General features: G+C 45.7%; 8 protein-coding genes. 4 read left to right on the top strand and 4 right to left on the bottom strand.

Annotation, left to right across the window (positions count from 1 at the left end):
- Nucleotides 1-39: 39 nt before the first annotated feature.
- Complete coding sequence (locus KI659_RS07290) at nt 40-1848, top strand: DUF885 domain-containing protein (RefSeq protein WP_213944702.1); 1809 nt, start codon at nt 40-42, stop codon at nt 1846-1848.
- 43 nt (nt 1849-1891) lie between these two features.
- Entirely contained in the window at nt 1892-2665 is a 774-nt protein-coding gene (locus KI659_RS07285) for an Ig-like domain-containing protein (protein WP_213944701.1), read from the top strand.
- 30 nt (nt 2666-2695) lie between these two features.
- Here KI659_RS07285 and KI659_RS07280 read toward each other — a convergent pair whose 3' ends face one another.
- Nucleotides 2696-3748 (bottom strand): MBL fold metallo-hydrolase, encoded by a 1053-nt coding sequence (locus tag KI659_RS07280; RefSeq protein WP_213944700.1) that lies wholly within the window; start codon nt 3746-3748, stop codon nt 2696-2698.
- A 169-nt stretch (nt 3749-3917) separates the two neighbouring features.
- Between KI659_RS07280 and KI659_RS07275 the strand changes: the two genes are divergently transcribed.
- Nucleotides 3918-4784, top strand: coding sequence for an SH3 domain-containing protein (locus tag KI659_RS07275; RefSeq protein ID WP_213944699.1), 867 nt, complete (start codon nt 3918-3920; stop codon nt 4782-4784).
- Between the two features lie 327 nt (nt 4785-5111).
- Here KI659_RS07275 and KI659_RS07270 read toward each other — a convergent pair whose 3' ends face one another.
- The 3 genes from KI659_RS07270 to KI659_RS07260 are packed head-to-tail and all read right to left on the bottom strand — an operon-like array spanning nt 5112 to nt 10901.
- Nucleotides 5112-6341 (bottom strand): PepSY-associated TM helix domain-containing protein, encoded by a 1230-nt coding sequence (locus KI659_RS07270; RefSeq protein ID WP_213944698.1) that lies wholly within the window; start codon nt 6339-6341, stop codon nt 5112-5114.
- A 5-nt stretch (nt 6342-6346) separates the two neighbouring features.
- Nucleotides 6347-7834 (bottom strand): SusD/RagB family nutrient-binding outer membrane lipoprotein, encoded by a 1488-nt coding sequence (locus KI659_RS07265; RefSeq protein WP_213944697.1) that lies wholly within the window; start codon nt 7832-7834, stop codon nt 6347-6349.
- Between the two features lie 10 nt (nt 7835-7844).
- Nucleotides 7845-10901, bottom strand: a complete 3057-nt coding sequence (locus KI659_RS07260) for a SusC/RagA family TonB-linked outer membrane protein (protein ID WP_213944696.1) — start codon at nt 10899-10901, stop codon at nt 7845-7847.
- 102 nt (nt 10902-11003) lie between these two features.
- On the opposite strand from KI659_RS07260, the gene KI659_RS07255 reads away from it, so the two are divergent.
- Entirely contained in the window at nt 11004-11978 is a 975-nt protein-coding gene (locus tag KI659_RS07255) for a helix-turn-helix domain-containing protein (protein WP_213944695.1), read from the top strand.
- Nucleotides 11979-12167: the final 189 nt, after the last annotated feature.

Below are 12167 nucleotides of genomic sequence, written 5' to 3'. Positions count from 1 at the left end.
TGTAAATTTCTATTTGATAAAACAAAACCATAAAATCCTATGCAAAAATTTACTTTTCTATTTTTGGCAACCATGGTTTTTCTTGGACTGCAGGAAACCCATGCCTTTCAGGAGAAAGATGCCGCGCTCAACAAATGGCTTGACAAGCAATATGAGGAATTGGTCATGATGAGCCCCCTCCAATTGACATCGCAGGGTCGAAAGGAGCGATACGATGAAATAGACGACATGAGCGAACAGGCCGAGGAAGAGCGTCTTGCCTGGCTTGAAAAGAGCGTTCAGGAGATGGAGGCCAATTTCAGCAAAGACGAATTAAGCCCCGAAGCACAGGTGTCTTATGAGCTTTGGAAATATCAATACGAGATGGCCAAAGAGGATGTGGAGTTCCGGCGCTATCCCTACGTTTTTGAGCAGATGCGCGGCAGCCACACCTTTTTGCCCAACATGCTGATCAATTATCACCGGGTTGAGGATGTTTCCGATATGGAAGCGCTGATTTCCAGAATCAGGGCCTCAGGCAGGGCGATGAACCAGCTTTTGGAAAGAGCTATCCTGCAGGCCGACATGGGCATACGCCCGCCAAAATTTGCTTATGAAATTGTGATTAAAGAAGCCAAGGGCTTGATTGCCGGCCAGCCTTTCGAAGAGGATGGTGAAGAGTCACCGCTATATAAAGATGCAATTGGCAAAATCGAAGCTTTGGAAGAAAAGGGTGAAATCAACCGCGATAAAGCTTCGGAACTTCGGCAACAAACAGAGGCAGCTCTGAGAGAAGACTTCAAGCCTGTGTATGAGGAGATGATAGCCTGGCTAGAAAGTGAGTTGCCAAATTTGGAGGAAAAACCAACGGGCGTCAGCCGCCATCCAAATGGGGATGCCTATTACCAGCATCGGTTGCGAGCTTCTACCACCACTGATATGAGTGCGGATGAAATTCACCAGATCGGTCTTGATGAGGTGGCAAGAATCCAAGAGGAGATGAAGCAGATCATGGCCGACGTGGAGTTTGAGGGTGACCTCCACGAGTTTTTTGAGTTTATCAACACCGATGAGCAGTTTTTCTATCCGAATACGGATGAAGGCAGGCAGGGCTATATCGATGATTCGAAGGCATTTTTGGACGCACTTACGGAGAGACTTCCCAACTATTTCGGCATTCTGCCAAAGGCCGAGCTTGAGGTCAAAAGAGTGGAGCCGTTTCGTGAGCAGGATGGTGCCCCGCAGCATTACAGCCGTGGCACGCCCGATGGCAAGCGTCCAGGTACTTACTATGCCCACCTTTCTGATATGAAGGCTATGCCTAAATCCACCATGGAGGGAGTGGCCTATCACGAAGGGAACCCAGGCCACCATATGCAGATTTCCATTGCCCAGGAATTGGAGGACATTCCGAAATTCAGAACCCAAATGGGTTTCAATGCCTACGTGGAAGGCTGGGCGTTATATTCAGAAATCCTTGCCAAAGAGATGGGCGGATATGAAAACCCTTATTACGATTTTGGCCGTTTGGTCAATGAAATCTGGCGGGCCATTAGGTTGGTGGTAGACACCGGTTTGCATAGTAAAGGTTGGACGGAAGAGCAGGCCGTAGAGTACTTTAAAGAAAACAGCTCCATTTCTGACGGGGCGATTCGAGCGGAAGTTCGCCGCTACATGGTCATCCCCGGTCAGGCAACGGGCTATAAAATCGGTATGCTGAAAATCCAGGAGCTCCGCAAAATGGCCGAAGAAGAGCTTGGAGACGATTTTGACATCAAGGGCTTCCACGACACCGTCCTAGGCGGAGGCGCCATGCCCCTCGACCTCCTTGAAAGAGAGGTCAAAAGATGGGTGAAAGAGAAAAAGTAAAGACATTTTTCATTATATTGAAACACACTTTTAGCGCACAATCATGAAAAAATCACTTTACCTTCTTTCCTTCGGGCTCCTTTTTTTTGCCTGCGGGCCAAGAGAGGAGCCTCAAGACACCAATATCCGTCTCAGTGATCAAGAAATCACAATCGATTATGACGACACCTACCAGCTGAATGCCGAATTCCGCAGGGAAGGTTACAGTCCGGACGGTTTTGTCTGGGATTCCGATGATGAGGGAATTGCGAGCGTTGAGGATGGGATGGTGACCGGCAACCGCGCCGGAGTCACCCAGATCAACGTGAGCACCAATGACCAGCTTTTCACCTCCAGCGCGATGGTGACAGTGGTTCCCACGAATATGATGCTGATGGAACCTCTGCTGGACTTTAGGCAAACGCGACAATTTGTAAGGGACAATGAAACCCGGGAGTTTTCCATGGAACTTGACGAGTTCTTGGTTTTTGAGGGAGAAAATGAAAAAGTGGAATTTGTGGCTTACTATTTTGGCAACATTGGTTACCAAGAGTCCATCATTTCCATCACCCCTACCCAGCAGAACTTGGATGAGGCGGTTGAATTTTTAGTACAGCGCTATGAACCACTGGAAGCCACTGCCAATGCGATTTTGTTCGCTACAGATGATTATTATGTCATAATTGAAGTGACAGAGGATTCCCAGGTTTTCATTTTATATCTGGAAATACAGGGCACCAATATTAATGGGAAATTAGATCTCCATATCAGTGATAAATATGATGAAATCTTGAAATCAGGGCATAGTGGGAGTGACTTGGAAATAAAACTTAAGTAAAAAAAGACCTGCCAAACGGCAGGTCTTTTTTTACTCTTTAAGGGTAAACGTCTGCCCTTCTTGAAGGGCGAAAAACTCATTTTCCTCAATACCCAATTTTTTACGAGCCAGTCCTAGATCCTCAACCGGCTCGGCCTGTCCGTCATCAGCCATGGGAAAGGTGCCGAAATGCATGCCGATGCTTTGGGTAGCCCCGAGGTCTAGGTGGGCCATTACCGCTTCCTCGGGTGACATATGGATGGGTTGCATAAACCACTCCGGCTTGTAGGCCCCGATGGGCAAAAGGGCCAAATCCGGAGCTCCGATTCTTTCTTTAATCAATTTATAAAATGCCCCATAACCGGTATCTCCGGCAAAATAGATTTTCTTACCTGCAACCTCCACCACGTATCCAGCCCACAAGGTCTGATTGGTATCCCCTAGTCCCCTGCCGGAGAAATGCCTGGCCGGAGCGCAATGGATGATTCCTCCTTGGGGCAGATTGATGGTGTCAAACCAATCCATGGCAGCCACGTTGGTGATCCCGTTCTCTTTAAGGAGCAAATCCACCCCTAAAGGCACTAGGAAAAGCGGATCAAAATCGTCTTTTAACTTGGTTAATGTTTCCAAATCCAAGTGATCGTAATGATTGTGGCTGATCAGGACTTCATGGATGGCCGGAAGGTTTTGATATTTGACCCCAGGCTCACGGAGCCTTTCCGGCCCGGCAAAAGAAACCGGACTTGCCCTTTCGGACCAAATGGGATCAGTGATTACATTTACTCCCCCACCCTGAATTAGCAGGGAGGCATGGTTGACAAATGTCACCTCCACGCCGGTCTGTACAGTCGCCTTGGGCACAGTGGCATTCACCGCCTGTATTTCATCCGGCCAAGGGCCTTTATCCCTGTTCACCTGCCAGCTCAGCACTTCCGGAAAGCTTTTCATTTCTGTGGGCTCTAGGTTATGGAATTCTTTTCCATCAAAATGGTCTGATTTCGGCCCCTTATAGGCCGGCCCTGATAAAAATTTATATGCATATGCATAAAAACCGGCTCCACCCATCAAAAGGGCCCCGGCCAAATAGACTGCTGCTTTTTTCATAGTTAAAGAACCCCATGCCAGCAAGAAGGTTTGAATACTTTAGCCGGCTCTAACTCCATAAGGTTGATTTGCAATTTTATCTCCCTGAAAACCAAATCACAACCTATTTGCTACCCAAAAAAGATGACTACGCCTTTATGGTAGAAGGAAATTTTGCCGTTAGAAAAACATGAAAATACAGATTACCTTTCACAGACTGCTTCTGGCGGTCTTTTTAATGTTGAGTACCTCTGCAATAGCGCAGAACTACTATGTGAAATCCGGCAATGGCATCAACCTGAGAACGGGGCCAGGCACCCATTATCCGGTAGTATCCACAGTGCCTTATAACGGGGAAGTCAAGTACCTGTCCGATGCTGACGGAAATTGGATTAGGGTGGATTATCACGGCCAGCGGGGCTATGTCCATAGTTCAAACCTTTCAGAAGAAGAGAACAAAGCCCAGCAAAACAATACCGCACAAAGGCAGAACAACAGCACGCAATCTAGAAACAGCATTAATTATCAACGCAATGCCAGCGCACAGCAAAGGCAAAATACCCAGCGGAACTATGCCAGCAGGCGATATGGGTACACCACAGCTTTGGGATTAAGAGGTGGCTTTACTTCTGGGGTATCCCTCAAGCACTTTGTGAACAACAATGGCGCGCTGGAGTTTGTGGTAGGCTCCAGATGGCATGGGGTCTCCCTGACCGGCATGTATCAATGGCATTCTTCAAACGCCCTGGGCGTGCCGGGACTATCTTGGGAATATGGTTTGGGATTGAGGGCTGGTTTTTATGATGGCCGCTACTATTACCGGCATTATTACAAAAAGCCGTGCAACAACCCCAACAACCCCAATTGCTACACCTATTATTACAACCGTGATCCAGGCGTGAGGATGCTTGGGGTAGTTGGGATCGGTGGTCTAGAATACCAGTTCCCCAGCGTCCCATTGACCTTCAGCGTGGACCTCATGCCCCATTTTTACCTGCCTCATTATTGGGGAACATTCTGGGATGGAAGTGTGTCGTTGAGATACGTTTTCAAATAAAAATGACGGTTTGAACTAACCGCAAAGACTTTAAAGTAGCGCAAAGCTTTACAGAGTTTTTAAAAACCAAGGAGGACCAGAGGCACAGAGAGGTTATTATTTTCTCTGGTTTTCGGCGTCACTGTGGTTTTTACAACCTATTTTTTAACTCTTTTTTTGCGACCCTTGGTGTCCTTTGCGGTTAAAATAAATGACGTTTTTATTCAACCGCAAAGATTTCAAAGCAGCGCAAAGATTTTAGAAAGTTCATTAACCACAGAAGACCAGAGGCACGGAGGATTATTATTATCTCTGGTTCTCTGGTCCTCCGTGGTTTTTTTTAATATTTCATCTATTAAACCTCTGTACTTTTTTCGGTTTTTTCTTTTTCAGCTTGTTGATCCAAATAATCGTGCCCGTAATTGGTAGAGATGTCGCTACCAAGCAGGATAGAAAGTAGAGAAGTTTGGTAAACTGCCCATAGACATCCCCAATGTGAAGGGCTTTAATGGATCGGGACATCCTTTCATTCCAAGGCTTTTCCCTGAAGAGCTCCACCGAATGGACCATACCAGTAGACTGATCAAGTTCGATCCTATCTCCTGCCGAAGGAGCAAAAAAGCCCACCCTGTTTTTCTGAACGCTCACTGCCTGGCCAAGTGAAGATGGCAGGCTGATTCTATAATCCCCCCGATAATCCAAGACCTCATCAGCCCTTGCTATATACAATCGCAAAGGAAGTAGTTCAGCAGCTTCACTAGGGGCTCCGGCCTCCCTGCCAGGTCCCCCACCACCCCTTTGACTTGTATTTTCCTGATAGGTTCCCCAGAATTTCTGCCAGCCGTCCTTGTACCAAGGAAATGACCAAAAAGGCCCAGTGAGCCCCATGCATAATAAAAATATGAGTGAATAAAAGGCCAAGGTATTATGCAGGTCGAAATTAAGCCTTTTCCAATTGGCCTTCCATTTCACTTTCAGACCCTGCTTCCAGCCTTTTAATTTTTGGGGAAACCAAATTACCATTCCAGTCAACAGACCCAAAGTAAAAAGTATTGTAGCCGCACCTGTGATGTAACTTCCCAAAGTCCTGTTGGGGAGCTCATCAAAAATAGGAGCTTCGATTTTATCCAACAGCATCCACCGGTGAAGACTGAACATGTTACCCATAAACTCGTCTATCCAGTGCTTTTCTTTTGAAGTACCCAGTATTTGACCGGTGTAGGGGTTCAGAAAAAAAGTGGTTCCAAAACGGCTTTTGTCACCTTCCTCCCGCACCGTCACCTGCACACTTCGGGAAGGGTCATCAAAAAGCTGGATGGCATTTATGTTCCCCGCGGATTCCTGACCAACCGCCTGAAGTAATTCATCCGGAGAAATCGCCGGCATGCCTGATAGGTTCTCCACTTTGTATAGATGGGACTTGAAAGCCTCTCTAATCTCTGAATTGTAGGTATAAATAGTTCCTGTAAGGCAGACAGGAATGATAACCAACCCACCAATCAGGCCTAGCCACAGGTGGATTTCATTAAATTCCATCCTTACGGTCTTCCACGTTGTATTTTTTGCTTTTTTAGTCATAACCTTTACCTGCTCCACCAGATTTTTTCATTAATCATATCGTTTCCTTGAGCCAGAACTTGCTCCAGATTTGTCCCTCTTTCCGTTTCGGGGTACATGAGGCGGTTTGGTCTTCCCACTACACCTGAGGCAGCTGTGGCAGGATATTCCGGCCAGCCCAACCTTCGGTAATCATTCCAAGCCTCAATACTTGAAATACTGTTTAGGGCAAGCCACTTTTGCTCTATAATTCTCCTTATGGGATCTTCAGCCCTTTCTAATGCTACCTCCTGTTGGCTCAGATATGCGGTTGTCTCCATGGCAGGAACGGTCAATAGCTGAAAGGATTCTTGAATGGCTTGGTTGTACAAATCCGAGGCGGAACCTCCAATCCATCCCCGCTGGGCAGCCTCTGCCTGTAGGAAAAAGCTTTCAAAGGATGACATTACAATGCTTGGTTGATTAAAAGAGCGAAAAAGACCTGTCGGACCGCCGTTTTCTACTGCCCCCAAAAATGCAGAAGTATTGACCCTATCATACTTGGGATTCCCCGCATCTGAATTTCCAAAGACCACTCCTTTATATTCACCATCAATTGCTTGGTAAAGTCTGGAAAGCCTAGGGTCATTACGGTCCTGCATCTGCGAAATCAGAAACTCTGTAGGTCTGAGGTTTTGATAATTAGCGGTAGCGTTGCCCTGCACATCTCTGTAGTAAGTTTCCCAAAAGGGGTTCATCTTTCCAGTCGTGTTCAAGTATCCTGGGTTGACTTGTGCGTGGTGTTGTATAAACCCGCTTCCTTCCTGTGATATCAAGGCCAACTGCTCCTGAATATAAGCTTCATTTCCTAACTCGCTTTGACGGAGAAGCGCCCTCAGCTTTACAGTATTGGCAAACTTAATCCAGCTGTCCACATTGCCATTGAACATCACATCACCATTTGTGGCAGGTACCGGACCAGCCTGTTTGAGGTCTGCAATGCCAGAAGTAATCAGGTTGATAGCTTTTTGATAAACCACCTGCCCATCTTCATACCTGGGCTGAAGTTTTTCATTTCCCTGCCCTGCCTCATCAAAAGGGATATTCCCGTAAAAATCAACTAACCGCAGGAAAAGCCATCCCTGCATCACTTTGGAAGTGCCCACGTAAAAGTGATTGGAAGAAAGCTCGGCCTCCTCCTGTATGAGACTGAAAAACAGTATGTTGTTAAACCCGTTTTCCCACACCGGAATGCCTTCCCGCTGGCTTCGAAGGGAGGGGCCGTTGTATGTTTTCAGGTCAAAAAAGAGATTTGTACCATCATTATTGGTCCCCCAATATCCTCCCCAGAATCCCCCGATTTGGTTGATCTGTAAAGTTTCCTGATTTGAGGTGGACACCAGTGCCCCAGAAAGCTTGGCGCTTAGCGGCAAGTTAGAAGCAATGGGTGCATTGGGATTTTCATTGACATCCAGAAATCCTTCGCAGGATGCCAGGGTGAATAACAAATAGATAAAGCAGATATATCTTTTCATAATAGTTGGCTTAGAATTGCAGGTTGACATTGAATCCAAAGTTTCGCATAGGAGGCACCTGGCGGAAACTGTAATATCCGTCGGTGTTATTATAGAGGTATTCGGGATCGCCTATTTTATTGGAAGAATGGGTGATGATGAATAGGTTGTTGGCAACAAAAGCTATAGAGGCTTCCTTGATGGCTTTTTGTCTACCAAGAAGACTTGAGGGCAATGCATAAGCAATGTTCAGCTCCCTTAATTTAAAGAAATCTCCTCTTGCAGCTGTGTTGCTTTGCACAGCACCCTGCCGAGACCAGAATTCTTTTCCGCCACCGGAAGTCAATAAATAATCATTTTCCACAAACCCGCCACCTTCTGTAGCCACTACGGAATTCGGCCAAATAAAAGGTTCACGGCCGTATCTAGCAGTTTCAGGATGCGTCCCGTGCTCATACATCGGAGGCACGGTTTCGGAATAAAACCAACCACCCATTCTCCAGTCAAATTGAAGCCCGAAACTGAAACCTTTATATTCCACCAAGGAATTGATCCCGATCATATGGGGTGGCACCAGGGTCCCCAAAAGAGCATTGTCCGTTGCCACGATAGGATCCCCAGAATCGGCATCCACCACCACTCTTCCCTGCGGGTCACGTTCATAATCACTAAGCCACAAACTCGGAAACGCTTCTCCAACTATGGCATAAGATTGCCTGAAATTTTGTCTAAACTGCGCATCACCATATAGCTCCCTGACGATATTTTTGGTATGGGTGTAGTTGGCCCCCAGGTTCCATCTGCTATTCAACGTCCTGATCACATCTCCTTGAATGCTAAATTCCAACACTTCACTGGTCATCCTTCCAGCATTGACTAACATGGAATTATAACCCGTTGCCCGGGAAACATTTGCATTGGATATCTGACCGTCAGCATCGGAGAACACATAAGTTGCATCCAGGTAAACTCTGTGCTTGAAAAGGCCCACATTTAACCCTGCCTCATAGGAGGTCACAAACTCAGGCATAATGTTAGGATTGGGATTTGCCAAGCCAGGTAAGAATCCTATGCTGTTTCCAAAAGGAAACCCATTGTTTTGAGCATAGGGATTGTTTAACTGATAAGGGTTTAAAGTCACGTTTCCGGTTTGATTCCAGGAAGCATAAAACTTCGTATAGGAAATTTGAGACGAATGTTTCAGAAGGCTCCATGCATCACTCGCAATGAAAGAGGTGCTCACCCCGGGATAGAAATATGACCGGTTTTGGGGACTCAAGATTGAAACCCAGTCATTTCTTCCCGTAAGGTTTAGATACAGGTAATCTTTATATCCAAAAACTGCCTCCCCATACACAGCCAGTGCCCTCTGCTCCATGATAGAGGATCCTCCGGCGAGCTCTCCCACTCTACTGCTTTGGTTGAAAATATCAGAATAAAGCAAGTTGTTAGCCGCCAGGTTATGGTCCTTCCTGTAATCCGTCCTGAAATTTTGTCCTGCTAAAGCCTGAAGACTGAAATCCCCGAAATTTTCCCGGTACTGTAGGATCAAATCCCCATTCCAGCGGCTATAGTGATTGGTGAAATCATTTACCGAACCATTGGTATTCCTGGTCCCTTCTGCTTGGAACTTATTTACCGTATTTCGTCCATTGGTATTAGAGGTATAGTGGCCAAGTCGGTATATGACATTTACCTTTTCACTCAATTGATAAATGAAATCAACCTTGAAATTTAGTATCTGCTCCTCAGAAACGTTCCGGATGTTATCTATCAGAAAATAAGGATTTCGAAGCCAGCTTCCATTTGGGATAAAATAGTTGTTGGGGTTTCCAGGAGCATTGGGGTTTTGCCATTCCTTAACCATGTCGAAATCAAAATTTGCCGGATATCTGTAGGCCCCTATCCATGGTCCATCTGGAGTTACATCGTTTTTATTATTGATGTAATTGACATTGTAGGAAGTATGTAATTTCCCAAAACGTCTTGTGCCGTTAAACCTCAAGCCTAATCGGTTATTCACATCTTCGGGAATAATCCCCTGCTGGTGCACGTGCTGGGCAGACATGAAGTAGGTACTATTGTCATCTCCACCTGAAAAGCTGATATCATTTTGAGTATTCACCCCAGTTTGAAAAAGCCCCAGACGGTTATCTCTTTCAGGTGCCGCAAATCTCAACTGGGGCTGTGTACCATCAGGGAGTGGGGCTCCAAAGTCCCTCATGCTGCCATCAAAAGCCGGCCCCCAAGACTCAAAAGTGGTGGGACTGTAAATGCCGTTCATTCCCTGCCCATATTGGGTTTGAGCCTCAGGAAGCATATATACTTGCGAAAACATAGTGGTGTTACTGACCCTCACCGTTCCAGCCCCCTTTTTGCCAGTTTTGGTTGTGATCATCAGGGCACCATTGACACCTTCCGAACCATACAGAGCTGCGGCATTGGCGCCTTTTAGAACTGTGATGCTTTCGATATCATTGGGGTTAAGCCTGGAAATATTCGGAATGGGAACGCCGTCCACCACGTAAATGGGAGCATTTGGATTCCTACCATCGATCCCGCTGGTTCTCTGAAGCGATCGGGTACCCCGCAAAATGACCTGAACGTCTGGATCAACTTTGCTATCATACATGTTGATCCTTAACCCAGCGACTTTGCCACTTAGGCCAAGGATGGGATTCACGGGTTTCCCCTGGTTGAGGTTTTCATTTTCAACCACCTGGGCAGAGGCTCCCATTTCCCTTGCTGCCCTTTTGATTCCCAATGCCCCGGTAACGACCACCTCATTGAGCATGGTCGCATCTTCGCGTAAAATTATTTCAACCAGCTTTTCATCGGCTGGCGCTTGAAGCGTATGGGGCAAAAAACCCATAAACCTTATTTCCAGCAGCTGCTCGGGCTCAGCATACATTCTGAAAAGGCCATTGTGATCAGTTACGGAAGTTGTAGGTGTTCCTTTAATCTGGACTGTGGCACCAGGAAGGGCAAATCCGTCCTCATCTGTCACCCTTCCATTTACATGAACCCTCTGCGCATACGACAGTCCGAATTGGAAAAACAGGACCGTAAAGAGTAAAACATTTTTCATCTGACAACTACAATTATTATTTAGACTTAATCTAAAAAAGCGTACTTTTGATGCAAATGTAATAGGGAGGAGCCAAGGGCGATGACCCTAAACGGAATTGAAATGACGTCAAAAGGAAAAATTGAAAATCGGTTTTTAACCCTACTGGATGCAGAAGAGGGAAATGGGGAGGTAAACGGCTATACTATTAACCCTTTTTTTAAAGAAAGAAAAGAGGAAGGGTCTCATTTTTATGAATACCTTTCAGAGAAAATCTATTTCGCCCATTGGAATACAAGTAAGGGATTGGAAACCCCCATGCTCACCTACCCCCATCCTGATTATATACAATTAAATTTCTGCCTCAATGGGCATATAGTATATGCTGATGAAACTGGACTGGAAGTATTCAGCAACACCAAAGGTTTTCAAAACATCATTTATAAAGGTCTTGAAGAGCTCAATGTGAGGATTGTAGTTCCAACTGAATTGTTGATAATATACTTGAGAAAGGATTTTTTCCTTGACTATAGCCATTTGAACGATAACAATGGGGAAGCTTTTATGAAGAATGTTAGTTTGAAAAAGTACGCCACCCTATCCGGACCGAACTTACCCATAAGCAATAGGATGGCTTCTATTATTCAACTTTTGATTAATAGCCAGGAATGTGATGGGTTTAAAAAGAACCTGGTGGATGCTAGAATAATCGAATTGCTCACCCTTCAATTGGACTCTTTCCAGCGCAGCATGATTCAACAAGCGGGAACTCCTCTCAAAAATGAAGAAATGGCCCAGATGGAGGAAGCCAGGACTTACCTGATTTCACGATTGGATTCATCCATCACCTTGAAAGAACTTGCCCACCAAGTCGGCACCAATGAATTTAACCTGAAAAAGCATTTTAAAATGGTGTTTGGCAAAACCGTGTTTGCCTATTTATTTGAATATAAAATGGAGAAGGCCCACGATAAGCTCATTCAAACCTCTGCTCCCATCGCAGAAATTGCTTTGGAATTGGGTTATAAGCACGCTACGCATTTCTCGGCTGCTTTCAAAAGGCACTATGGTTATTTACCAAAAGAACTGAGGCTTTAAAATTAACCGCAAAGACCTCAAAGTAAACTTAACAGTATTAATAATTGGTACCAAGTACAACGTACCAAGTACCAGGTACACAGTACGACTATGCGCTTTGAGGAGCAATTTTGAGGCCTTTCGAATATACAAAGTTCTTACTTTCGTGTCCCTCCTTCAGAGCTACGCTCTTCAGATGGGGTGTATTAA

Source organism: Litoribacter ruber (genome assembly GCF_018449405.1).
Classification (GTDB): Bacteria; Bacteroidota; Bacteroidia; order Cytophagales; family Cyclobacteriaceae; genus Litoribacter; species Litoribacter ruber.
The sequence above is the reverse complement of the archived record's forward strand: the minus strand, read 5'-3'. Positions and strand labels throughout refer to the sequence as shown.